20 protein-coding genes and 1 pseudogene are annotated in these 24,512 nt (G+C 65.1%); 8 read left to right on the forward strand and 13 right to left on the reverse strand.

The annotated features are described in order from the left end of the window. Nucleotides 1-402: 402 nt before the first annotated feature. Nucleotides 403-1,029: pseudogene (locus tag HU748_RS26465) on the reverse strand (sterol desaturase family protein); the annotation flags it as partial. A gap of 112 nt (nt 1,030-1,141) precedes the next feature. Here HU748_RS26465 and elbB point away from each other — a divergent pair. Then, nucleotides 1,142-1,807: an isoprenoid biosynthesis glyoxalase ElbB gene (elbB, locus tag HU748_RS15680; RefSeq protein WP_186721040.1), complete on the forward strand. Its 666-nt coding sequence runs from the start codon at nt 1,142-1,144 to the stop codon at nt 1,805-1,807. A gap of 44 nt (nt 1,808-1,851) precedes the next feature. Here the strand turns inward: elbB and HU748_RS15685 are convergent, their stop codons facing one another. The 3 genes from HU748_RS15685 to HU748_RS15695 form a co-directional block, all read right to left on the reverse strand. Next, nucleotides 1,852-2,301 (reverse strand): YaiI/YqxD family protein, encoded by a 450-nt coding sequence (locus HU748_RS15685; protein WP_186721042.1) that lies wholly within the window; start codon nt 2,299-2,301, stop codon nt 1,852-1,854. A gap of 47 nt (nt 2,302-2,348) precedes the next feature. Further along, nucleotides 2,349-4,259 carry a cytochrome c/FTR1 family iron permease gene (locus HU748_RS15690; RefSeq protein WP_186721044.1) on the reverse strand — a complete coding sequence of 637 codons (1,911 nt, stop codon included), beginning with the start codon at nt 4,257-4,259 and terminating at the stop codon, nt 2,349-2,351. 119 nt (nt 4,260-4,378) lie between these two features. Then, nucleotides 4,379-5,305 (reverse strand): LysR substrate-binding domain-containing protein, encoded by a 927-nt coding sequence (locus HU748_RS15695; protein WP_186721046.1) that lies wholly within the window; start codon nt 5,303-5,305, stop codon nt 4,379-4,381. 160 nt (nt 5,306-5,465) lie between these two features. Between HU748_RS15695 and HU748_RS15700 the strand changes: the two genes are divergently transcribed. Next, entirely contained in the window at nt 5,466-6,848 is a 1,383-nt protein-coding gene (locus tag HU748_RS15700) for a NorM family multidrug efflux MATE transporter (RefSeq protein WP_186669892.1), read from the forward strand. A 35-nt stretch (nt 6,849-6,883) separates the two neighbouring features. Here HU748_RS15700 and HU748_RS15705 read toward each other — a convergent pair whose 3' ends face one another. Beyond that, on the reverse strand, nt 6,884-8,548 hold the full coding sequence (locus HU748_RS15705; protein WP_186721048.1) for a bifunctional diguanylate cyclase/phosphodiesterase: 1,665 nt from the start codon (nt 8,546-8,548) through the stop codon (nt 6,884-6,886). A gap of 255 nt (nt 8,549-8,803) precedes the next feature. Between HU748_RS15705 and rep the strand changes: the two genes are divergently transcribed. Together rep and xpt are read left to right on the forward strand one after the other, a co-directional pair. Then, nucleotides 8,804-10,813, forward strand: coding sequence for a DNA helicase Rep (gene rep, locus HU748_RS15710; protein ID WP_054894105.1), 2,010 nt, complete (start codon nt 8,804-8,806; stop codon nt 10,811-10,813). A gap of 73 nt (nt 10,814-10,886) precedes the next feature. Continuing rightward, nucleotides 10,887-11,459, forward strand: coding sequence for a xanthine phosphoribosyltransferase (xpt, locus tag HU748_RS15715; protein ID WP_028689919.1), 573 nt, complete (start codon nt 10,887-10,889; stop codon nt 11,457-11,459). Nucleotides 11,460-11,621: 162 nt separating this feature from the next. On the opposite strand, the gene HU748_RS15720 is transcribed toward xpt, so the two are convergent. The 5 genes from HU748_RS15720 to dadA form a co-directional block, all read right to left on the reverse strand. After that, complete coding sequence (locus tag HU748_RS15720; protein WP_186721049.1) at nt 11,622-13,490, reverse strand: acetyl-CoA hydrolase/transferase family protein; 1,869 nt, start codon at nt 13,488-13,490, stop codon at nt 11,622-11,624. A 166-nt stretch (nt 13,491-13,656) separates the two neighbouring features. Continuing rightward, a complete protein-coding gene (locus tag HU748_RS15725) occupies nt 13,657-14,079 on the reverse strand; it encodes a c-type cytochrome (RefSeq protein WP_186669897.1) in 423 nt (140 codons plus the stop codon). 135 nt (nt 14,080-14,214) lie between these two features. Continuing rightward, nucleotides 14,215-14,763 (reverse strand): cupin domain-containing protein, encoded by a 549-nt coding sequence (locus HU748_RS15730; RefSeq protein ID WP_186669898.1) that lies wholly within the window; start codon nt 14,761-14,763, stop codon nt 14,215-14,217. Between the two features lie 109 nt (nt 14,764-14,872). After that, nucleotides 14,873-15,946, reverse strand: coding sequence for an alanine racemase (gene alr / locus HU748_RS15735; RefSeq protein ID WP_186669899.1), 1,074 nt, complete (start codon nt 15,944-15,946; stop codon nt 14,873-14,875). A gap of 131 nt (nt 15,947-16,077) precedes the next feature. Further along, nucleotides 16,078-17,379, reverse strand: coding sequence for a D-amino acid dehydrogenase (dadA, locus tag HU748_RS15740; RefSeq protein WP_186721050.1), 1,302 nt, complete (start codon nt 17,377-17,379; stop codon nt 16,078-16,080). A gap of 155 nt (nt 17,380-17,534) precedes the next feature. Here dadA and dadR point away from each other — a divergent pair, with 155 nt between their 5' ends. Then, nucleotides 17,535-18,023 (forward strand): transcriptional regulator DadR, encoded by a 489-nt coding sequence (dadR, locus tag HU748_RS15745; protein WP_003258963.1) that lies wholly within the window; start codon nt 17,535-17,537, stop codon nt 18,021-18,023. 4 nt (nt 18,024-18,027) lie between these two features. On the opposite strand, the gene HU748_RS15750 is transcribed toward dadR, so the two are convergent. After that, nucleotides 18,028-18,378, reverse strand: a complete 351-nt coding sequence (locus tag HU748_RS15750; protein WP_186721051.1) for a YkgJ family cysteine cluster protein — start codon at nt 18,376-18,378, stop codon at nt 18,028-18,030. 128 nt (nt 18,379-18,506) lie between these two features. Here HU748_RS15750 and HU748_RS15755 point away from each other — a divergent pair, with 128 nt between their 5' ends. Continuing rightward, a complete protein-coding gene (locus tag HU748_RS15755) occupies nt 18,507-19,799 on the forward strand; it encodes an FAD-binding oxidoreductase (protein WP_186721052.1) in 1,293 nt (430 codons plus the stop codon). Here HU748_RS15755 and HU748_RS15760 read toward each other — a convergent pair whose 3' ends face one another. Beyond that, the gene (locus HU748_RS15760; RefSeq protein ID WP_186711306.1) at nt 19,800-20,030 is read right to left on the reverse strand and encodes a DUF1127 domain-containing protein; all 231 of its coding nucleotides are present in this window, start codon (nt 20,028-20,030) and stop codon (nt 19,800-19,802) included. A gap of 177 nt (nt 20,031-20,207) precedes the next feature. On the opposite strand from HU748_RS15760, the gene HU748_RS15765 reads away from it, so the two are divergent. After that, complete coding sequence (locus HU748_RS15765) at nt 20,208-21,638, forward strand: aminotransferase class I/II-fold pyridoxal phosphate-dependent enzyme (RefSeq protein ID WP_186721053.1); 1,431 nt, start codon at nt 20,208-20,210, stop codon at nt 21,636-21,638. A 60-nt stretch (nt 21,639-21,698) separates the two neighbouring features. Continuing rightward, the gene (locus HU748_RS15770; protein ID WP_186669905.1) at nt 21,699-23,258 is read left to right on the forward strand and encodes a phospholipase D family protein; all 1,560 of its coding nucleotides are present in this window, start codon (nt 21,699-21,701) and stop codon (nt 23,256-23,258) included. Nucleotides 23,259-23,286: 28 nt separating this feature from the next. On the opposite strand, the gene HU748_RS15775 is transcribed toward HU748_RS15770, so the two are convergent. Continuing rightward, the gene (locus HU748_RS15775) at nt 23,287-24,426 is read right to left on the reverse strand and encodes an MFS transporter (RefSeq protein ID WP_186721054.1); all 1,140 of its coding nucleotides are present in this window, start codon (nt 24,424-24,426) and stop codon (nt 23,287-23,289) included. Between the last annotated feature and the right edge of the window lie 86 nt (nt 24,427-24,512).

Genomic DNA, 24,512 nt, shown 5'->3' on the forward strand with positions numbered 1-24,512 from the left:
CACGAACAAGCCAAACGCCATCAGTGTCCAGCCCAGCACCAGCGCCACTGGCGGCACGCGGTCGGCCACCTCCATCAGGTAACTGCCCAAGCCCGCATACACGGCGAACTGCAGCGCCACGTACAGCTGCTGGGCCCGGCCCAGCGGTATCTCGAACTTGCGAAACTGCGCCAGATCGGCCTTGGCCTGTGGATAACCCAGCGCCACATCCGCCGGTCGCCAACCGGTGGGCATGAACCAGATCCGCAGCTTGTCCCACAGACTGCGAGTGCGCCGCGCATCGCGCCAGAGCTGGGCATAGAACTGCAGGTTGGCCCACAACGGGTTCCAGCTCGCCAGCGGCGTGGTCACGCCGAACACCACGGGCTCGCGCGGGTCTTCCTCCTGGAAAGTGCCGAACAGGCGATCCCAGAGAATGAACACGCCGCCGTAGTTGCGATCCAAGTACAAAGGATTCTGCGCATGGTGGACGCGATGGTTGGACGGCGTGATCAGCACCCACTCGAGCCAGCCCAGCTTGGGCACGTGGCGGGTATGCACCCAGAACTGGTACAGCAGGTTCAGCGATGCCACGGTGACGAACACCAGCGGCGGTACGCCAACCACGGCCAGCGGCAGGTAGAAGATCCACGAGAAGAGAAAGCCGCTGCTGGTCTGGCGCAGGGCGGTGGTGAGGTTGTACTCCTCGCTCTGGTGATGCACCGAATGCGCCGCCCACAGCACGTTGCGCTCATGGCCCAGGCGGTGCAGCCAGTAATAGCAGAAGTCGTAGAGCACGAACGCCAGCAGCCAGACCCAAACCGCTCTGTCCGGCAGGCGCAGCAGGGCCAGGTGCTCCCAGACCAACGCGTAGCTGACAAGCCCCACGCCCTTGGTCAGCAGCCCCGTACTGGTCGACAGCGCCCCGGTGCTCAGGCTGTTGATCGAATCGGCCAGACGATAGTTGCGCTGCCCGCGCAGCCGGTCGGCGACCAGCTCCACAGCAATCAGCACGAAGAAGAACGGCACGGCCAGCAGAATCAGGTCCATGGCGACGATTCCAAGCGTTATCCACAGAGATTAGGCCGCGTCGCACACAACCCCTATGGCCACATCTGCCAAACTAGAGGACATTTAGCGCCTCGACACTGGAGTAATGAGCATGACGAAAAAGGTAGCGGTGATTCTTTCCGGCTGTGGCGTCTATGACGGCGCCGAAATCCACGAAAGCGTGATCACCCTGCTGCGCCTCGACCAGCGCGGCGCCCAGGTGCAGTGTTTCGCGCCGAACATCGCGCAGATGCACGTGATCGACCACCTGACCGGCGAAGAAATGCCCGAGTCGCGCAATGTGCTGGTGGAGTCGGCGCGCATCGCCCGCGGTGAAGTGAAGGACATTCGCGAAGCCAAGGCCGAGGACTTCGACGCGCTGATCGTGCCCGGTGGTTTCGGCGCAGCCAAGAACCTGTCCAACTTCGCCGTCGAAGGCGCCAACTGCAGCGTGAACCCCGATGTGCTGGCGCTGGCCGAGGCTTTCGCGGCGGCGTGCAAGCCGGTCGGCCTGATCTGCATCTCGCCGGCGTTGGCCGCGAAGATCTACGGCCCGGGCGTGGTCTGCACCATCGGCAACGATGCCGGCACCAGCGCAGCCGTGGTGAAGATGGGCGGCACCCATGAAGAGTGCGATGTACATGACATCGTCGAAGACACCCAGCGCAAGCTGGTGACCACCCCGGCCTACATGCTGGCCAAGTCGATCAGCGAAGCGGCGGGTGGGATCTACAAACTGGTGGACCGGGTGCTGGAGCTGACTCACGAGAAGGACTGAAACGCATCAGGGCGAGCCTTTTCGCGGGCAAGGCCGCGAAAAGGTCAACGCATCAACCGCGTGAGGATCCGATCCAGCGAATTGGCAAACGCCTGCTTCTCCCGCTCGCCATAGGGCGCCTGCCCGCCGCCGACCTGCCCCTGTTCACGCAATTCAGTGAACAGGTTGCGCACCGCCAGCCGATCCCCCATGTTGCGCTCGTCGAACTCGCGACCACGCGGATCCAGCGCCGCTACACCCTTCTTGATCAGGCGATCGGCCAGCGGTACATCGCTGCAGATCACCAGCTCGCCGGGCTCGGCATGCTCCACCAGGTAGTCGTCGGCGGCATCCATGCCGCTGGGCACCACGATCAACCGCACGATCGCGAAGGCCGGCTTGGCCACCGCCTGGCCGGCCACCATCACCACTTCCAGCTTGCGCTTGAGGGCGAACTTGACGATCAGGTCCTTGGCCGCCTTGGGGCAGGCGTCGGCGTCGATCCATATGCGCATGACGATGTTTCCGTAATTCGAAAAGAGATAGTGTGCCAGCCCCGACCTCAGTTCGCTGCTACCCTGCGCTTCTCGGCAATCCGCGAGCGCCCGTAAAGCGCCACGATAGCCAGCAACGCCACCGCCTGCGCACTCAGCGAATAGGCGTCGGCGTGAATCCCCAGCCAATCGAACTCGAAGAACGGCACCGGCCGCGTGCCCAGCACTCCAGCTTCCTGCAGCGCCTTGACGCCGTGCCCGGCGAACACCACCGACAGGGCGCACAACAACGCGGCGTTGATGCTGAAGAACAGCGACAGCGGCAGCTTCGCCGACCCGCGCAGGATCACCCAGGCCAACCCCACCAGCAACACCAGCGCAGTGGCACCACCGGCCAGCACCGCCTGGTGCCCGGCAGGCCCGGCCTGCAGCCACAGGGTTTCGTAGAACAGGATCACCTCGAACAGCTCGCGGTACACCGAGAAGAACGCCAGCAAGGCGAAGCCGAAGCGCCCGCCGCCACTGAGCAGGCTGCTCTTGATGTAGTCCTGCCAGGCTGCGGCGTGGCGCCGGTCATGCATCCACACCCCCAGCCACAGCACCATGACCGCAGCGAACAGCGCCGTGCAGCCCTCGAGCAACTCGCGCTGGGCGCCGCCGACATCGATCACGTAGGCCGCCAGGGCCCAGGTGGCGAAACCTGCAACCAGGGCCAGGCCCCAACCGATGTTGACGCTGCGTACCGCCGACTGCTGCCCGGTATTGCGCAGGAAGGCGAGGATCGCCGCCAGCACCAGGATCGCCTCCAGGCCCTCGCGCAGCAGGATCAGCAGCCCGGAGATGTAGCTCAGCGACCAGCTCAGGCCGTCGCTGCCAAGCAGTTTCGCAGCCTGCTCCAGCTTGACCTTGGCCTCGGCCAGGCGCTGCGCGGCCTGCTCGGCAGGCAGGCCATCCTGCAGCGACTGCCGGTAGGCCATCAACGACCTCTCGGTATCCTTGCGCACCTGCGCGTCGATGTTGTCGAGCGAGCTCTCCACCAGCTCGAAACCTTCGAGATAAGCGGCCACCGACAGGTCGTAGGCCTGGTCGTGATCGCCCTCGCGGTAGGCCGCCAGGCTCTTGTCCAGGGTGCTGGAGGTGTATTCGAGCAGCTGTGCCGGGCCACGCTTGACCTGCGGTGGCTGGGCGCGCTGGGCACGGAATGCAGCAACGGCGTCGGCGCCTTCATTGGCGCCGACTTCGGCCGGGGTCTGGCGGGCCAGGTCGGCGATGTTCCAGGTCTTGTCGCCCTTGGCCGCCTGCGGGTCGGCGGTGAAGCTGGCAATGTAGGCGGCCACGTCCCAGCGCTGGCGCTCGTCGAGCTGATCGGCGAATGACGGCATCTCGGTGCCCTCGATACCCAGGCCGAGGGTGTTGTACAGGTCGAACAGGCTCAACTGGTCAAGGCGCTGGGCTTCGCGCAGGTTGGCCGGCGCAGGCTCCAGGCCGACACCCGCCGGGCCGTCACCGGCACCGCTGTCACCGTGGCAGATCGAGCAGTTCTGCGCATACAGCGCGGCACCGCGAGCCGGATCCGGCGTGATCACCGGCGCCTGGCTGACCTCATAGGCCACCGCCAGCCGCGCACCCAACTGCCGAGCCTGGTGCGCCACGGCGCCACCGTCCTGGCGTTGCTCGATGGTCTGGCGCAGCGCCTGCACACCCTGCTCGAGGGCGTCGCGCTCGGGGTTGGCGGGCAAGCCCTTGACCAGCTCGGCCAGCACCCCGCTGAACTCCTGCTGTTCGCGATATTCACCCTCATCCACCACCTTGCCGTCATGCACGGTCGGCGGGTAGTCGGCACCGATGTAGTCCAGCAGGTGCAACGCCTTGGTGGCCTCGGCGGGGGCTTCGGCCTGCGCCAGGGTGCTGCACAGCGCCAGCACCGGACCGAGCAACAAGGCCGGCAACCAGGCGAGCGGACGGGAACGGGGAGTCATGGGGCGATCTCGGCGAGAATACGAAAGCGAACATTGTTCACTTCCAATCAGCCTTGCTCAAGGTTCGCGGGCGGATTTCATGAAAAATCTTGCAACGAATACGCTCTGAATCGGCCCGCTCAAGACGCTCCCAGGATCTCCACCTCAGGCAAATCCATCGCCGCCGCTTCCTCCTGCAAGAAGGCACTCAAGCGCCGCAGTCGCTCGCCCCCCGGCCGGGTGCGCGGCCACACCAGGTAATAGTCCAGACCGCTGGCCACCGCCGTCGGCCATGGCAGGCTCAGGCGCCCCTGGGCGACGTCTTCGGCGACCATCAGCAGGTCACCCATCGACACCCCATAACCCCGGGCGGCGGCGATCATGCCCAGCTCCAGGGTGTCGAACACCTGCCCGCCCTTGAGCGACACCGTTTCGCTCAGGCCCATGCGCGCCAGCCAACTGCGCCAGTCGCGACGATCGGGCGTCGGGTGCAGCAGCTCGACGCTGGCCAGCCTGCGCGCGTCCCAGGGCGCCTCGGCCTGCAGGTCCGGGGCGCCCACCGGGATCAGCAGCTCGGCGAACAGCCGGCGCACCTCCCAATCCACCGGAAAGCTGCCATCGCTGAGCAGTACCGCGCAATCGAAGGGCTCTTGATTGAAGTCCACATGGTCGACGTCCATCCAGGCGCTGGTCAGTTGCACCTCGTTGCCCGGCTGCAAGTGGCGGAAACGGCTCAGGCGCGCCAGCAGCCAGCGCATGGTCAGGGTCGAGGGGGCTTTCATGCGCAGGATGTCGTCCTCACCGCGCAAGGTATTGCAGGCCCGTTCCAGTGCCGCGAAACCGTCGCGCACGCCAGGCAGCAGCATCCGCGCCGCCTCGGTGGGCTGCAGGTTGCGGCCGTTGCGCACGAACAGCCGGCAGGCAAAGTGCTCTTCGAGGGTGCGGATATGGCGGCTGACCGCACTCTGGGTAATGGACAACTCCTCCCCGGCGCGGGTGAAGGAGCTCAGCCGCGCGGCCGCTTCAAATGCGCGCAGGGCATACAGCGGTGGTAGCTGACGGGACATGGGACACCTGTCATACGTGGGCATGAGGCGAATCATCGAAATCATACATCCATGAGTTGAACTCATGCCAACGATCGCTTTTATCCTTTTGTGGAATGCTGACCGAAGCCTCAGAATCCCCAATTCTCGCTGTAGGACTCATACTCAAGGACTTCGCCCCATGCATGTCGCGCCCACCACCGAACTCAAGGCTCTGCTGCGCCTGGCCGGGCCCCTGGTCGCCTCGCAATTGGCGCACATGCTGATGGTGCTCACCGACACCCTGATGATGGCGCGCATCAGCCCACAGGCGCTGGCAGGGGGCGGCCTGGGTGCGGCGAGCTACTCGTTCGTGTCGATCTTCTGCCTGGGCGTGATCGCTGCGGTCGGCACCCTGGTGGCCTTCCGCAAGGGCGCAGGTGACATCGCCGGGGCCACGCGCCTGGCGCAGAACGGCCTGTGGCTGGCCTGGGGCCTGGCGCTGGGCGCGGCCCTGGTGTTGTGGAACCTCAAGCCTGTGTTGCTGCTGTTCGGCCAACGCCCGGACAACGTCGATATGGCCATGCAGTTCCTCACCCTGCTGCCCCTGGCGCTGCCCGGCTACCTGACCTTCATGGCCCTGCGCGGCTTTACCAGTGCCCTGGGCCATTCGACCCCGGTGATGATCATCAGCCTGGTGGGCACGGTGCTCAACTACCTGTTCAACCACGCGTTGATCGAAGGCATGTTCGGCCTGCCCAAGCTGGGCCTGATGGGCATCGGCCTGGTCACTGCCGTGGTGTCGCTGGGCATGGCCATCGCCCTGGCGCTGTACATCCACTGGCACCGCGCATACGACGCCTATCCGCTGCGCAAAGGCCTGTCACGCCCCTCGCTCGATGCACTGCGCGAGCTGTGGCGGCTGGGCCTGCCGATCGGCGGCACTTACATCGTCGAGGTCGGCCTGTTCGCCTTCGCCGCCCTGTGCATGGGTGTACTGGGCGATACCGAGCTGGCCGCGCACCAGATCGCCCTGCCGATCATTTCCGCGGCGTTCATGGTGCCGACCGGGCTGTCCTACGCGGTGACCATGCGGGTCGGGCTGTACTACGGTGCAGGCAACCTGCTGGCCGCGCGCAGCGCCGGGCGCATCGGAATCGGCCTGGGCGCGGTGGTGATGTTCGCCTTCGCGGTGCTGTTCTGGCTGTTCCCGGAAACCTTCGTGGGGCTGCTGGTCGACCGCAATGACCCGGCGTTCGCCGCCATCTTCGCGCTCGCCGTGCAGTTGGTGATGGTGGCCGCCTGGTTCGAGCTGTTCGACGGCACACAGACCATCGCCATGGGCTCGATCCGCGGCCTGAAGGACGCCAAGACCACGTTCGTGATCGGCCTGCTGTGCTATTGGCTGGTGGGCGCACCCTGCGCCTGGGTGTTCGCCTTCACCCTCGGCGGGGGTGCGGTGGGTATCTGGTGGGGCTTGGCGCTGGGGCTGGCGTGCGCGGCGGTGGCGCTGACACTGGCGTTCGAATGGCGGATGAAGCGGCTGCTGGGCAAGGCGGCCGTGGGGGTGGCGGTGTCGGCCTGAAATCGGTGGCGGCCCCGCGACAGGGCCGCTACAGGCTAAACACTCACCAGCTGCGGCTTGCCCACCTGGAACAGGTAGACGATCAGCTCATCGATCGGCAACGGTCGGCTCACCAGGAACCCCTGCACCTGGTCGCAACCGAAGTCACGCAGCAGCCCCAGTTGCTCGTCGCTTTCCACCCCCTCGGCGACCACCTCCAGGTTGAGGTTGTGCGCCAGGTTGATCATCGCATGCACCAGCTTGCGGTTCTCTTCGCGCTGTTCCATGCCAGCGACGAAGCTGCGATCGACCTTGAGCAAGGTGATGGGCAGGCTGTTCAGGTGCACGAACGACGAAAAACCAGTGCCGAAGTCATCCAGCGAGAAACGCACACCCAGGCGCCCCAGTGCATCCATGGTCTGGCGCACCACTTCGTTGCGGCGCATCACCGCGGTCTCGGTCAGCTCGAACTCCAGCCAGCGCGCATCGACGCCGTGCTCGACGATCAGCCGGCTCAGGGTCGCCAACAGCTGGCTGTCCTGGAACTGGCGGAAGCTCAGGTTCACCGCCATGTGCAACGGCGCCAGGCCGTGCTCGCCCAGAGCCTGCATGTCACGCAGGGCGCGGGAGATGACCCAGTAGCCCAGCGGAACGATCAGCCCGCTCTGCTCGGCCAGCGGCACGAACTCGCTCGGCGGCAGCAGGCCACGCTCGGCATGGCGCCAGCGCACCAGCGCCTCGAGGCCGACGATGGTGCCGTCCCTGAGGTTCAGGCGCGGTTGGTAGTGCAGTTCCAGCTCGTCACGACGCAGGGCCCGGCGCAGCTCGCTTTCCAGGTCGGCGAGGCTGCGGGCGTTGCTGTTTATCCGCTCGTTGAACACGTGATACGTGCAGCCCTGGCTGCCCTTGGCCTGGCGCATGGCGATGTGTGCATGCCACATCAACGGATCGGCACCCGCTTGCGCACGGGCATGGGCCAGGCCCAGGCTGCAGCCGAGCAGCAGACTTTCGCCATCGATCCAGTAGGGCTCGGCGAGGGCCTCGACGATTCGCTCGGCAGTGCGCTCGGCGCGGCTGGGGTCGCGGCGGGTGTCGATCAACAGCGCAAACTCATCGCTGCCCAGGCGGGCCAACTGGTCGCCGGCCTCCAGTTGCTGCTTGAGACGGTTGACCACCTGCAGGATCAGGCGGTCACCGCCCTGGTGCCCCAGGGCGTCGTTGACGTGGCGGAAGTTGTCCAGGTCCAGGTGGCCGAGGGCCAGGCCGCGGCCTGCGTTCTCCGCCAGGCGGGCGGTGAGCAGTGCCTGGAAGCCCTGGCGATTGGCGATGCCGGTGAGCGGGTCCTGCTCGGCCAGGCGTTGCAAGGTGGCGACAAGCACACCGCGTTCGCGTACATGGCGCAACGAGCGGCGTAGCGCATCACTGTTCAGCTGCCCGCGCACCAGCCAGTCGCTCACCCCCACCGGAGGCGCCTCGGGCTCGTGCTCCAGCAGCAGGATGGTCGGCAGGTCGCAGCGCCCGGGTGCCGGCTGCAGGTCGGGCGTGGCCAGCACCACAGCCTGGCGATCGTGAACGAACAGGCTGTCCACCGCCTCCCAGCTCGGCGCAGTCAACAGCACCGCGCTGCCGGCCAGCGGCTGGACACATTCGCGCAGCAATGCAGCCCATTCCGGCTCATCGGCCAACAGCAGCAAGCGCAACGGTTCGACGGGCGTGGACAAGCGGGCTCCTTAGGGCTTGAACGGTGTGACCGAGGATGCGCCGTATCCTAACCGACAAGTAGAAATGATTCTCACTTTTACATGTGGCGTTCCCTGCCCCGCATCTCGACGGATTGTGCCGTGCATCCTGCGCGAAAGTCGCAACGCCCGCAAATCTGAATGGTGCGCTGCATCACACTGTCAGACGGTCGCGCCATAACCGACCCATGCCTGCTAGAATGCGCGGCTATTTTCTGGTTACTCCCGGTTTCTAGCATGTCCCGACTCAATCCCCGGCAACAGGAAGCCCGAGACTACGTCGGCGGCCCTCTATTGGTGCTCGCCGGTGCAGGCTCCGGCAAGACCAGCGTGATCACGCGCAAGATTGCCCACCTCATCCAGAACTGCGGCATCCGTGCCCAGTACATCGTCGCCATGACCTTCACCAACAAGGCCGCGCGCGAGATGAAGGAGCGGGTCGGCACCCTGCTGCGTCCGGGCGAAGGCCGGGGCCTGACGGTGTGCACCTTTCACAACCTGGGCCTGAACATCATCCGCCGGGAACACCAGCGCCTGGGCTACAAGCCAGGCTTCTCTATCTTCGACGAATCCGACATCAAGGCGCTGCTGTCGGACATCATGCAGAAGGAATACTCCGGCGACGACGGGCTGGACGAGATCAAGAACATGATCGGCTCGTGGAAGAACGACCTGATCCTGCCCGCCGAAGCCCTGGAGAAAGCGCGCAACCCGCGCGAGCAGACCGCCGCCATCGTCTACACCCACTACCAGCGCACGCTCAAGGCGTACAACGCGGTGGACTTCGACGACCTGATCCTGCTGCCGGTCAAGCTGTTCCAGGAGCACACCGACGTGCTCGAGCGCTGGCAGAACCGCGTGCGCTACCTGCTGGTCGACGAATACCAGGACACCAACGCCAGCCAGTACCTGCTGGTGAAGATGCTCATCGGCATGCGCAACCAGTTCACCGTGGTGGGCGACGACGATCAGTCGATCTACGCCTGGCGTGGCGCGCGCCCGGAAAACCTGATGCTGCTCAAGGAGGACTACCCCTCCCTGAAAGTGGTGATGCTCGAGCAGAACTATCGCTCCACTAGCCGTATCCTGCGCTGCGCCAACGTGCTGATCGCCAACAATCCCCACGACTTCGAGAAGCAGCTGTGGAGCGAGATGGGCGTGGGCGACGAAATCCGCGTGATCCGCTGCAAGAACGAGGAAGCCGAGGCCGAGCGCGTGGCCATGGAAATCCTTACCTTGCACCTGCGCACCAATCGCCCGTACAGCGACTTCGCCATCCTCTACCGCGGCAACTACCAGGCCAAGCTGATCGAGCTGAAGCTGCAGCACCACCAGGTGCCCTATCGCCTGTCGGGCGGCAACAGCTTCTTCGGTCGCCAGGAGGTCAAGGACCTCATGGCCTACCTGCGCCTGCTGGTCAACCCGGACGACGACAACGCCTACCTGCGAGTAATCAACGTGCCGCGCCGCGAGATCGGCTCGACCACGCTCGAAAAACTCGGCAACTACGCCACCGAGCGTGGCGTGTCGATGTATGCCGCCAGCGAGGAACTGGGCCTGGGCGAGCACCTGGATGCGCGCTACACCGAACGCCTGCAGCGCTTCAAGCACTGGCTCGACGGCGTGCGCCACAAGGTCGCCCTGGAAGACCCGATCGCTGCGCTGCACGAGATGGTCAAGGATATCGACTACGAGAACTGGATCCGCCAGAACACCGCCAGCGACAAGGCGGCGGATTTTCGCATCGGCAACGTCTGGTTCCTGATCGATGCGCTGAAGAACACCCTCGAGAAGGACGAAGAGGGTGACATGACCATCGAGGACGCCATCGGCAAGCTGGTGCTGCGCGACATGCTCGAGCGCCAGCAGGAAGAGGAAGAAAACGCCGAAGGTGTGCAGATGATGACCCTTCACGCCTCCAAGGGCCTGGAGTTCCCCTACGTGTTCATCATGGGCATGGAGGAGGAAATCCTCCCCCACCGCTCGAGCATCGAAGCCGACACCATCGAGGAAGAGCGCCGCCTGGCCTACGTGGGCATCACCCGCGCCCGTCAGACCCTGGCGTTCACCTTCGCCGCCAAGCGCAAGCAGTACGGCGAAATCATCGATTGCACGCCCAGCCGGTTCCTCGACGAACTGCCGCCGGACGACCTGGCCTGGGAAGGCCTGGAGGATGCGCCTGTGGAGGTGAAGGCGGCGCGGGGCAACAACGCGCTGGCCGACATCCGGGCCATGCTCAAACGCTGATCAACCATTACTCTTTCAACCTTTGCCGCTACCTTCTGGATGCGGCCACTCTTGCTACATCGAGGAATACACAGTGGAAGCACTGCATCAGAAGATTCGCGAAGAAGGCATCGTGCTTTCCGATCAAGTTCTCAAAGTCGACGCGTTTCTCAACCACCAGATCGATCCTGCACTGATGCAACTGATCGGTGACGAGTTCGCCCGCCTGTTCGCAGACTCCGGCGTGACCAAGATCGTCACCATCGAGGCGTCGGGTATCGCTCCGGCAGTGATGACCGGCCTGAAGCTGGGCGTGCCGGTGATCTTCGCCCGCAAGCACCAGTCGCTGACCCTGACCGAGAACCTGCTGACCGCTTCGGTGTATTCCTTCACCAAGCAGACCGAGAACACCGTGGCCATCTCGCCGCGGCACCTCAACAGCAGCGACCGCGTGCTGGTGATCGATGACTTCCTGGCCAACGGCAAGGCTTCCCAGGCGCTGATCTCGATCATCAAGCAGGCCGGCGCCACGGTGGCGGGCCTTGGGATCGTCATCGAGAAGTCGTTCCAGGGCGGCCGCGCCGAGCTGGACAGCCAGGGCTATCGCGTCGAATCGCTGGCTCGGGTGAAGTCGCTGGAAGGTGGGGTCGTGACCTTCATCGAGTAAGGCGGCGCCACACTCACTCGATTGTGGCCATTCAATGAGGGCCTCTTCGCGGGCAAGCCCGCTCCCACAGGTCAGCGCTGTACCGGTGGGAGTGGCGGTTCGCCGCTGCGACTTGCCCGCGAAGAGGTCGGCACTGACAGCTCCACGGGGCCTCGTTTGCTCCTAGCTTTTTTGACTCGCCTGCAACCCCGCCAGCAGCAACCGCTGGTACAGCTCCTCCTTCAGCCCCTGCGGTTCACTCAGCCCCATCCGCAGCAGATGCGCCGGATAGGCCTGAGGTTCTGGCGCATCCAGCGCAGCCTTGCCCAACTCCAGCACCTCGCTCAGCTTGAACTTGCTCTTGAGCCAGTTCAGCGCCCGCAGCAGGTCCTGCTCCTCAGGCGTGAAGTCGCTGCCCAACGGATACTCGGGGAACAACCCCGCATGCCGCGCCTTGATCGCCTCCAGGCGCTCGGGCGTGTTGTCGGTGAAACGTGCCGATAGCTCAAAGTCCCGCGCCAGCTTGCCGGCCTTCTTGGCCTGCTCCATCAAAGGCTTCTGGAAACGTGAGTCGCTGATCGCCAGCAGCCGTGCGATCACCTCGCTGTCGGTCTGCCCACGCAGGTCGGCGATGCCGTATTCGGTGATCACGATGTCGCGCAGGTGCCGGGGAATGGTGCAATGGCCGTACTGCCAGAACACATTCGACGTCACCTCGCCACCCGCCTCGCGCCAGCTGCGCAGCAGCAGGATCGAACGCGCGCCCTCCAGCGCATGGCCCTGGGCGACGAAGTTGTACTGCCCGCCCACGCCACTGAGTACCCGGCCATCCTCCAGTTGATCGGCCACCCCGGCGCCGAGCAGGGTCATGCCGAACACCGTGTTGACGAAGCGCGCATCGCGGCGCTGGCGACGTTTGAGCGCTTCGTCGCCATACAGCTCGTTGATGAAGCTGATGGCGGTCATGGCGAAGCGCTTGCGCTGTTCAAGAGGCATCTGCCGCAAGCGCCGGTAGAAATCCGCGCTACCGAGGAAGAATCCGCCATGCACCAGCACGCCCTGCTCGTCGGCCGGACGCCGCACCACGCCCGCTTCGGCCAGCGCCAGCAGGCCGTTGACGAACATCTCGCTGCAGCCGTAGAGCCCCTGAGCAAAGGCATCCATACCACCCTCACGCTCGATCAGCGTTTTCCAGGGGTTCAGGTCCAGGTCTTCGAGCAGCGCGCGGTAGCCGTCGTTGTCGCCCTGACGCGCGAGCAACGCAGCAGCCACGGCATCGCCCATGGCGCCGATGCCGATCTGCAGGGTGCCACCATCGCGCACCAGGGTGCTGGCGTGCAGGCCGATGCAATGATCCTGGAGGGTGACCGGCATGTTCGGCGTGGAAAACAGCCGACGCTGCTCGGGAGTGTCGATCAGCAGGTCGAAATCCTCGGCCGCAAGCTCGGCGTCGCCCGGCATGTAGGGCAGTTCGACATGCACCTGGCCAAGCAGCAGGATGGTTTCGCCGGCGGCGCGGCGCTTGGCGATCATCGGCAGCAGGTCGAGGGTGATATCGGGGTTGCAGGCCAGGCTCAGGTGATCCGGACGCTCGGGCGTGGCGGCGACGATCTGGGCGATGAGGTTCAGGCCCTTGGCGTTGATATCGCGCGCAGCGTGGCTGTAGTTGCTACTGACGTAGTCCTGCTGGGCGGTCTCGCTGTGCAGCAGCGAACCGGGCTGCATGAAGAACTGCTCGACACGGATGTTGGCCGGGAGGGTGTCGTTGCGCAGGTCGGCGAGGTAGTCGAGCTCTTCGTAGTCGGCGAACACGCGCTCGACGAAGGGTTCGAGGAAACGCCGCTGCAGGCCGTCACCCAGCGGCGGTCGGCCCAGGCTGAGGGCGGTGTAGATCGTCAGGCGGCGCTCGGGCAGGTCTCGGATGCGCGCATAGAGGGCGTTGACGAAGGCATTGGGTTTGCCCAGGCCAAGGGGCAGGCCCATGTGGATATGGGCGGGGAGACGGGCCAGGACCTGGTCGACGGCCTGGTCGATCGAGCAGCGGTGGGGCATGGGGGGCTCCTGTGGCTTTTTCGGGGCGTACAGGCTGTGACCATTACCCTAGCTGATTTGCTGAGCGGGCCGGCGCTTTCGCGGGCAAGCCCGCTCCTACGGGCAGATTCCCCCGCAAATGCAAAGCCCGCCATCGATGGCGGGCTTTGCGCAAATCCGGTCCGGCCTACAGCCCCGACATTTTCTTGATCGCACCCTTGAGCTCGTCGTCCGAGCAATCCGCACAGGTCCCCTTGGGCGGCATGGCGTTGATGCCAGTAATGGCCTTGGCCAGGATGCCGTCGAGGCCGCCCTGGTGATCGGCGCGCTCTTTCCAGGCGGCCGTGTCGCCGATTTTCGGCGCGTTCAGCAGGCCCGTGCCATGGCAGGCATTGCAGTGCTTGGCGATGATTTCATCGGGCGTCTTGGCGCCACCGCCACCGGCCGATACGGCCACTTCCATGCCCTTGCACTCCTGGCCCTGGACGCACACCTGCCCCACCGGTTCCAGGCGCTTGGCGATGTCGTCATTGGTCGCAGCGGTTGCATTGAGTGCCCAGAGGGCGAATACGGCTGCTGGTACGGCCAGCATCTTCTTGATTTGGTTCACGCGTACACCCTCATGGTGGCTAATCACGCCCGCGGCCACGGTTGGCGAGCGTTGAAAAGTATAGCGGCTACCCGGAAGGCGTGAAACGACCCCACACAGGAAAGGGGTATTGGCGAAACAATACGCTGCGCTGGATCAAAAGTTCGAAGGCGTGGCAGCACTGATCAGGCGGGCAGGTTCTTCGAAAGGGTTGCGGAAGCGGTGCGGGCGGGTGCTCTCGAAGTAGTAGCTGTCGCCCGCTTCGAGGATGAAGGTCTCCGCCCCGACCACGAGTTCCAGGCGGCCTTCGAGCAGGATTCCGGTCTCTTCGCCATCGTGGGTGAGCATCTCCTCCCCCGTGTCGGCGCCCGGTGGATAGACCTCGTTGAGAAAGGCGATGGCACGGTTGGGGTGCGATTTGCCGACCAGCTTCATGGTCACCGCGCCGTCGGAAATGTCGATCAGCTCGTGGGCCTTGTAGACGATCTGGGTAGGGCTTTCAGGGGCCAGCTCGACGGAAAAGAACTCGACCATCGACATGGGAATGCCGCTGAGCACCTTGCGCAGGGAGCTGATCGACGGGCTCACGCTGTTCTTCTCGATCATCGAGATGGTGCTGTTGGTTACGCCCGCCCGTTTGGCGAGTTCGCGCTGGGACAGGCCCTTGAGCTTGCGGATGGCTTGCAGTCGTTCGCCGACGTCCAAAGCTTGCGCCTCCAGAAACGGTCGAGGTGGGGTCAAATGTGAACGATATCATGGCAATGCCGTTCAGTATTTACAACACGCAAGACCCCAGCCTGTCCGCTTCAGCGCCTCATTCGCCGTAATAATCCAGCGGTACGCGCCGCAGATTGCAGAAGATCTGGTAGGGAATGGTGCCCGCCTGCTGCGCCACGTCACTGGCCAGGACCTGCTTGCCCCACAGTTCGACCGGGCTGCCGACACCCGCCTCGGGCACTTCGGTGAGGTCAACGCAGAGCATGTCCATCGAGACCCGGCCAATCAGTTGAGTCCGCTTGCCGGCGACCAACACCGGGGTGCCAGTGGGCGCGTGGCGTGGGTAGCCATCGGCGTAACCCATCGCGACCACGCCAACCCGGGTCGGGCGCGGGCTGGTGAACTTGGCACCGTAGCCGACCGGCTCACCGGTTGGCAGTTCGCGCACGCTGATGATGCGCGATTGCAGGGTCATCACCGGTTGCAGGCGCGCGGCTGCGGCCTGCGCGACCTCGAACGGCGTGGCGCCGTACAGCATGATGCCTGGGCGTACCCAGTCGCTCGGCACCTGCGGCCAGCCCAGCACACCGGGGGAGTTGCGCAGGCTGCACTCGGCGGCCAGCCCCTGGCGGGCGGCCTCGAACACCGCGACCTGCTGCTCGGTGGTCGAGGCATCGAGTTCGTCGGCGCGGGCGAAGTGGCTCATCAGCACGATGCGCGCGACCTTGCCGCTGGCCAGCAGACGCTGGTAGGCCTCGTGGTAGTCCTTGGGGTGCAGGCCGACGCGGTGCATGCCGCTGTCGAGCTTGAGCCAGATGTTCAGCGGCTTGCGCACGGCGGTCTGCTCGATCGCTTCGAGCTGCCACAGCGAGTGCACCACGCACCACAGGTCGTGCTCGGCGATCAGCGCCAGCTCGCTGGCCTCGAAGAAGCCTTCGAGCAGCAGCACCGGAGCCTTGATCCCTGCGGCACGCAGCTCCAGGGCCTCTTCGATGCAGGCAACGGCGAAACCGTCAGCCTCGGTTTCCAGCGCCAGGGCGCAACGTACCGCACCGTGGCCATAGGCATCGGCCTTGACCACGGCAAGGGCCTTGGCACCGGACAGTTCACGGGCCAGACGGTAGTTGTGACGGAGGGCTTGGAGGTCGATCAGGGCACGGGCGGGGCGCATGGAGGGCAGCCTTCTGGTGGATCTGTTTATGACGGAGGAACGGTGCTGGCCTTTTCGCGGGCAAACCCGCTCCCACAAGTCCTCATCCTGCCGTGGGAGCGGGCTCGCTCTTGAGGAAGCCAGCGCTGAAATTACTGGTGAGCCGACACCGGGCTACCTTGGCCAGCACTCTCGCGGCTGTTGCCATAGCGCGAGATATCCAGACCTTCGGCACTGATCTGCGGCTTCTTGCGCGCGATCAGGTCGGCCAGCAGGCGACCGGAACCGCAAGCCATGGTCCAGCCAAGGGTGCCGTGACCCGTATTCAGGAACAGGTTGCGGAACGCAGTACCGCCGACGATCGGGGTGCCATCCGGAGTGGCCGGGCGCAGGCCGGTCCAGAAACTGGCCTGGCTCAGGTCGCCGCCGCGAGGATAAAGGTCGTTGACGATCATCTCCAGCGTTTCGCGTCGACGCGGGTTCAGCGACAGGTCAAAACCGGCGATTTCAGCCATGCCACCGACACGGATACGGTTGTCAAAACGGGTGATGGCGACTTTGTAGGTTTCGTCGAGAATGGTCGAGGTCGGCGCCATGTCGGCATCGGTGATCGGCACGGTCAGCGAGTAGCCTTTGAGCGGATACACCGGTGCCTTGATGCCCAGCGGCTTGAGCAATTGCGGCGAATAGCTGCCCAGCGCCAGCACGTAGCGATCGGCGGTTTCCAGCTTGCCGTCGATCCACACGCCATTGATCCGGTCACCGGCATGGTCCAGGCGCTGGATGTTCTGGCCGAAACGGAACTCGACGCCCAGCTTGATGGCCATATCGGCCAGCTTGGTGGTGAACAGCTGGCAGTCGCCGGTCTGGTCGTTGGGCAGGCGCAGGGCGCCAGCAAGGATGTCCTTCACGCCCGCCAGCGCAGGCTCGACGCGGGCGATGCCGTCGCGGTCGAGCAGCTCGTAGGGCACGCCGGACTGCTCGAGCACCGCGATATCCTTGGCTGCGGCATCGACCTGGGCCTGGGTGCGGAACAGCTGGGTGGTGCCCAGGGTGCGGCTTTCGTAGGCGATACCGGTTTCGGCACGCAGCTCGTCGAGGCAGTCGCGGCTGTACTCGGACAGGCGCACCATGCGCTCCTTGTTCACCGCATAGCGATTGGCGGTGCAGTTGCGCAGCATCTGCGCCATCCACAGGTACTGGTCGATGTCACCGGTCAGCTTGATGGCAAGCGGTGCGTGGCGCTCGAGCAGCCACTTGATGGCCTTGAGCGGCACGCCGGGCGCGGCCCAGGGCGAGGCATAGCCAGGCGAGATCTGGCCAGCGTTGGCAAAGCTGGTTTCCATGGCCACCGCCGGCTGGCGATCGACCACTGTCACTTCGAAACCTTGCCGGGCCAGGTAGTAGGCACTGGCGGTTCCGATCACACCGCTACCAAGTACCAGAACTCGCATCGTCTATCCCTCGCACGCGGTACACCGCAGTCTTTTGTTGAAATGGCATGGATGCGGGCAGTATAAGAATCTCCACCCAGTGCATTTCACTATATAAAAACCTATATTTGGCGAGAATTCTCGGCAAAAACGCCTTTCACGGAGGGGCATCCCCTATGAGAACCCAACACCAGAGCAAACGTGAACTGGACAAGATCGACCGCAACATCCTGCGCATCCTGCAGAACGACGGCCGTATCTCCTTCACCGAACTGGGCGAGAAAGTCGGGTTGTCGACCACCCCCTGCACCGAGCGTGTCCGCCGCCTGGAACGTGAGGGCATCATCATGGGCTACAACGCCCGCCTCAATCCGCAACACCTCAAGGGTAGCCTGCTGGTGTTCGTCGAGATCAGCCTGGACTACAAGTCCGGCGATACCTTCGAAGAGTTCCGCCGCGCCGTCCTCAAGCTGCCCCATGTACTGGAGTGCCATCTGGTGTCGGGCGACTTCGACTACCTGGTGAAGGCGCGCATTTCCGAGATGGCCTCGTACCGCAAGCTGTTGGGCGACATCCTGCTCAAGCTCCCGCATGTGCGCGAATCGAAGAGCTACATCGTGATGGAAGAGGTCAAGGAGAGCCTCTGCCTGCCGATTCCGGACTGAACCGTCAGACCAGCACCTGGCGGGTACTGGCGATATAGCCATGGATCAGCCGCTCGGCCTCGGGCTCGATCGGCTGCTGCGGACCACAGCCACGGGGGCAGGCCATGCGCGGCGTGGTGCCGAACAGGCGGCAGATCAACGGGCGCTCTTCATAGACAGTGCAGCCTTGCGGGCCGAGGTGCACGCAGTCCAGGCGCTCCAGCGCGGCATCCTGCTCGGCCTGGGTCTTGCGCGGCAGACGGGCCATCTCTTCGCTGGACGTGGTGACCGGGCCGCAGCAGTCGTGGCAGCCCGGCTCGCATTCGAAGGACGGGATGAGTTCGCGCAGGAACTGGATCTTGTGGTTGCAGGGCATGGGCGGTGTGTCATCGGGATTTGTGAGGATTATAGGGCCATTCGTGGAACAAGCCTTCGCCCGGTTGCCCAACCGCGAAACCCCGGCTTATCCTCGCCCCCTTCGCACCGACCCCAGGGCCTCTCCAGATGATCAACAGCGCGCAGCACGCCGCCTCCTACTATGCCGCCAGCAGCGCGCCGCAACCGGATTACCCAAGCCTGGAAGGCGAGCACAGCGCTGACGTGTGCATCGTCGGCGGTGGATATTCGGGCTTGAATACCGCCATCGAACTGGCCGAGCGCGGCTTTTCGGTGATCCTGCTCGAAGCCCGCAAGATCGGCTGGGGCGCCAGCGGTCGCAATGGTGGGCAGTTGATCCGCGGCGTCGGCCACGATGTCGAGCAGTTCCTGCCGGTGCTTGGCGAGGATGGCGTACGCAGCCTCAAGTTGATGGGCCTGGAGGCCGTGGAGATCGCACGTCAACGCATCGAGCGCCACGCCATCGCCTGCGACCTGACCTGGGGTTACTGCGACCTGGCATACAAGCCCGCCGAGCTGGACGGTTTCGCTGAAAACGCCGAAGAACTGCGCAGCCTGGGCTACCGCCACGAGGTCCGCGTGGTGCCGGCCTCCGAGATCCGCAGCGTGGTCGGCTCCGACAGCTTCGTCGGCGGCCTGGTCGACATGGGCTCGGGCCACCTGCACCCGCTCAACCTGGCTCTGGGCGAAGCGGCCGCCGCCGAGCGCCTGGGCGTGAAGCTGCACGAGGGTTCGGCAGTAACCCGCATCGACTACGGCCCGCAAGTCCAGGTGCACACGGCGCGGGGCCGGGTGCGCGCCAGTACGCTGGTGCTGTGCACCAACGCCTACCACAACGACCTCAACCGCGAACTGGGCGGCAAGGTGCTGCCCGCCGGCAGCTACATCATCGCCACCGAACCCCTGGGCGAAGCACGTGCCCGCCAGTTGCTGCCACAGAACATGGCCGTGTGCGACCAGCGCGTGGCACTGGATTACTTCCGCCTGTCCGCCGATCACCGTCTGCTGTTCGGCGGCGCCTGCCACTACTCCGGGCGCGACCCGAAGGACATTGGCGCCTACATGGGCCCGAAGATGCTCAAGGTGTTCCCGCAGCTGGCCGGTGTGCGCATCGACTATCAGTGGGGCGGCATGATCGGCATCGGCGCCAATCGCCTGCCGCAGGTGGGGCGCCTGGCCAGCCAGCCCAACGTCTTTTACGCCCAGGCCTACTCCGGCCATGGCCTGAACGCCACGCACCTGGCCGGACGCCTGCTGGGCGAGGCCATCAGCGGCCAGCAGGCGGGGCGCTTCGACCTGTTCGCCAAGGTGCCGCACGCGACCTTCCCTGGCGGCAAGCACCTGCGCTCGCCGCTGCTGGCGCTGGGGATGCTCTGGTACCGGTTGAAGGAACTGCTCTGATCACGCTCGCCAGAATGGCTTGCACCCTTCCTCCCGGGCCTGCTGGCGGCTGATGCCGATATCCAGCAGTTGCTGATCGCTCAACTCGCGCAGCGCCCTGCGCGAGCGCCAGCGATGCACCATCAGCCCCAGGCGCCCCAAGCCCACAGGGGCGCTGGAAACCTTGGGCCACTGCCCTGCGCGCAGTTCTTCCGCCAACAGTTGCAGCCGTACATCGCTCAAGCCGTTCATTGCCATGTCTCCTGATTGCCTCGAAAGCTGGAGAAAGCATGCGCTCGGCAGACATGTACGATACAGATTCAACCCAGCGTTATTATTTCCATACAGAATTGGCAAAGCGGCGGCTGAATGCAGTATTTTTGGCCAATCTGTATCGCTCACCTTGCCCCCTGTGTGCAGGAGTATGCCGTGACCCTCTACATGAACCTCGCCGAATTGCTCGGTGCCCGGATCGAACAAGGCCTGTATCGTCCTGGCGAACGCCTGCCGTCGGTGCGCTCATTGAGCCTTGAGCACGGCGTCAGCCTGAGCACCGTACAGCAGGCCTATCGTCAGCTGGAGGACAACGGCCTGGTGGCTCCGCGCCCCAAGTCCGGCTACTTCGTCACGGAAAATCGCAGCCTGCCGGCCCTGCCCGCCATCAGCCGCCCCGCCCAACGCCCTGTGGATATCTCCCAGTGGGAGCAGGTGCTCGAGCTGGTACGCGCCAGCCCCCACCCGGACGTGATCCAGCTCGGCCGCGGCATGCCCGACATCGAAAGCCCGACGCTCAAGCCCCTGCTGCGCAGCCTTGCCCAGCTCAGCCGGCGCCTGGACATGCCAGGGCTGTACTACGACAACATCCACGGCAACGACGCCCTGCGCGAGCAGATCGCCCGCCTGACGCTCGACTCAGGCTGCAACCTCGGGCCGGGCGACCTGGTGGTGACCACCGGCTGTCATGAAGCACTGTCGACCAGCATTCGCGCAGTGTGCGAGCCGGGCGACATCGTGGCGGTGGATTCGCCCAGCTTCCACGGCGCCATGCAGACGCTCAAGGGCCTGGGCATGAAGGCGCTGGAGATCCCCACCGACCCGACCACCGGCATCAGCCTGGAGGCGTTGGAACTGGCGCTGGAGCAGTGGCCGATCAAGCTCATCCAGATCACCCCCAGCTGCAACAACCCGCTGGGCTACATCATGCCCGAGGCGCGCAAGAAGGCCCTGCTGACCCTGGCCCAGCGCTACGACGTGGCGATCCTCGAAGACGATGTGTACGGCGACCTGGCCTACACCTACCCACGCCCACGCACCATCAAATCGTTCGACGAGGATGGCCGCGTGCTGCTTTGCAGCTCGTTCTCCAAGACCCTGGCGCCGGGCCTGCGGGTCGGCTGGGTGGCGCCCGGGCGTTATCTGGAGCGGGTGCTGCACATGAAGTACATCAGCACCGGCAGCACCGCCTGCCAGCCCCAATTGGCGATCGCCGACTTCATCGCCGAAGGCCACTACCAGCCGCACCTGCGCCGGGTCCGGGCGCAGTACCACCGCGCCCGCGACCAGATGAGCGACTGGGTGACCCGCTACTTCCCGCCCGGCACCCGCGCCAGCCGGCCCCAGGGCGGCTTCATGCTGTGGGTGGAACTGCCCGAGAGCTTCGACACCCTGCGACTGAACCGTGCGCTGCTGGAACAGGGCGTACAGATTGCCGTGGGCAGCATTTTTTCGGCGTCGGGCAAGTACCGCCACTGCCTGCGCATGAACTTCGCCACCCGCGCCACCCCGGAAATCGAGGCGGCGGTACGCAAGGTGGGTGAAACTGCCTATCGCCTACTGGCGCAGGACAGCGGCGCCGGGTAACTTTGCAGCGCCTTCCACGGTCCAACCTTCCAGTGACCTGTCGTACAGGACGATTCGCCCTTGAGACTCCAGCGCGTTCTGCCTCTGCTGCTGGTGCTGCTGCTCGGCCTGAGCGGCTGCGCCAGCATCGATACACCTCGCGACGTGAGCCAGGCGCTGCCGGCCAACGACTCGGCGTTCGGCCGCTCGGTCCAGCGCCAGGCTGCGCCCTATGAGGGGCGCTCCGGCTTTCGCCTGCTGCCCAACAGCAACGAAGCCTTCCGCGCCCGTGCCGAGCTGATCCGCAACGCCCAGACCAGCATCGACCTGCAGTATTACATCGTCCACGATGGCCTGAGCACCCGCGCCCTCGTGCACGAGCTGCTGCGCGCCGCCGACCGCGGCGTGCGGGTACGCATCCTGCTCGACGACACCACCAGCGATGGCCTGGACAGCCTGATCGGCACCCTTGCTGCCCACCCCCATATCCAGATCCGCGTGTTCAACCCGCTGCACCTGGGCCGCAGCACCGGCCTGACGCGCGCCATGGGGCGGCTGTTCAACCTGTCGCTGCAGCACCGGCGCATGCACAACAAGCTGTTCCTGGTCGACAACAGCATGGCCATCGTCGGCGGGCGCAACCTGGGCGACGAGTACTTCGACGCCGAGCCCAACCTGAACTTCACTGACATCGACCTGCTGGGTGTAGGGCCTGTGGCCGAGCAGCTCGGGCATAGCTTCGACCAGTACTGGAACAGCGCCCTGAGCCGGCCGATCGGCGACTTCCTGTGGAGCACGCCGGACGCCAGCGACCTGCGCGCCAGCCGCCAGCGCCTGGAAACCTGGCTGGCGCAGGCCAGGGTGCAGCGCAAGGCTTTGTACGACCGACTGATGGCCTATCAGAGCGAGCCACGCCTGGACATCTGGCGCAACGAGCTGATCTGGGCGCACAGCCAGGCGCTGTGGGATGCGCCGAGCAAGGTGCTGGCCCGCGGCGAGCCAGACCCGCAGTTGCTGATGACCCAGCAACTGGCGCCCGACCTGAAGAACGTACACCGCGAGCTGATACTGGTCTCGGCCTACTTCGTGCCGGGCGAGCCAGGCCTGCTGTACCTCACCAGCCGCGCCGACGCCGGCACCTCGGTCAAGCTGCTGACCAACTCGCTCGAAGCCACCGATGTGCCGGCCGTGCACGGCGGCTATGCGCCCTACCGCCGCGCCCTGCTCGAGCATGGCGTGGAGCTGTTCGAGCTGCGTCGCCAGCCCGGAGACCCCAGCGCCGCGCGCGGCGTGCTCAGCTTCAAGGGTCAGTCCGATTCGAGCCTGCACAGCAAGGCGATGGTCTTCGACCGGCGCAAGACCTTCATTGGTTCTTTCAATTTCGACCCGCGTTCGGTGCTGTGGAACACCGAGGTCGGGGTAATGGTCGACAGCCCGGAGCTGGCTGAGTACACCCGCGCACTGGCTGAACAGGGCATGGCGCCGGCGTTGAGCTACCAACCGAAGCTGGTGGACGGGAAGATGGTCTGGGTGACCGAAGACAATGGCCAGATACATACCCTGACCGCTGAGCCGGGCGGGATATGGCGCCGGTTCAATGCCTGGGTGGCCAAGGCAGTGGGATTGGAGAAGATGCTGTAGTAGCGGGCCGTATAACGGCCCGCGCCCTTCAGGCAGACGCCGGCTCGAACGCGCCGGGACGCCGGGTCAGCAGCACCAGCCCTGCAGCCCCTGCAGCCATCAGGAACAGCAAGGCATGCCCACTGACCCACTGGCTCCCTGCCCCCGCCAGCAAAGGCCCGAGCAAACAACCGATACCCCACAATTGCGCCACATGGGCGTTGGCACGCACCAATGCGTCATCGCGATAACGCTCGCCGATCAGGATCAGCGACAGGGTGAACAAGCCCCCCGCGCTCGCACCGAACAGTACCCACAGCGGCCACACCGCCGGGGTGTGCAGCAGCAGCGGAATCGCCAGACTCGAACCCAGCAGACTCACAGCACAGCCACTGAACAAGGCTTGCCGGGACATGCGATCGGCTAGGGCGCCGATCGGCAACTGCAGTACGGCATCGCCGACCACGACGGTACTGACCATGAACAACGCCACTTCGGCGGTGAAGCCCTGCTGCAATACGTACACCGGCAAGAGCGTCAGGATCATCGCCTCGAATGCCGCGAACAACGCAATGGCCCAGGCGATTACCGGCAAGCGCCGGCAGAAGGCGAACAGGTCGCGGAAGGTCACGCTGCACGCCTCGGTCGACGGTGCACCACCGCGGCCAAGCAACAGCAAGGGCGCGAGCAACAGCAGGCCGGTCGCGGCCCAAAAACCGAAATCATCCTCCGAGCCGAGAAAGCCCAGCACCAGCGGCCCGGCCAGCTGGCTCAGGGCATAGCTGCTGCCATACAGCGCCACCAGCCGCCCCCGCCACTGCTCGACCACCAACTGGTTGATCCAGCTTTCGCCGAGGATGAACACCACCGTCAGCGACATGCCGATCAGCAGGCGCAGCGCCAGCCACAGCGCATAGCTGGGCAGCACCGCCACCAGTGCGATCGACAACGCCCCGCCCCACAGGCACAGGCGCATCGCCGAAGGCACGCCGACCCAGCCGGCCAGGCGACTGGCCAGGCTGGCGCCGAGCAGTACGCCGATTGCCGGCATCGCCGCCATCACACCAATGGCGAACCCACCGTAGCCCCAGCCTTCCAGGCGCAGGGACACCAGCGGCATGCTCACGCCGAGCGCAAGCCCGACACTGAGCACCGACGCCAGCACGGCAAAGTAGGTTCCCCAACGCATTGCAGCCTCCCAGGCAAATTTGTTCAGCCCCATTCGCGGGCAAGCCCGCTCCCACAGGTACGCCGCCGCTCTCAAGGACGGCGCTG

It is taken from the genome of Pseudomonas sp. RW3S2 (genome assembly GCF_014268955.1).
GTDB classification, from domain to species: Bacteria; Pseudomonadota; Gammaproteobacteria; order Pseudomonadales; family Pseudomonadaceae; genus Aquipseudomonas; species Aquipseudomonas wayambapalatensis.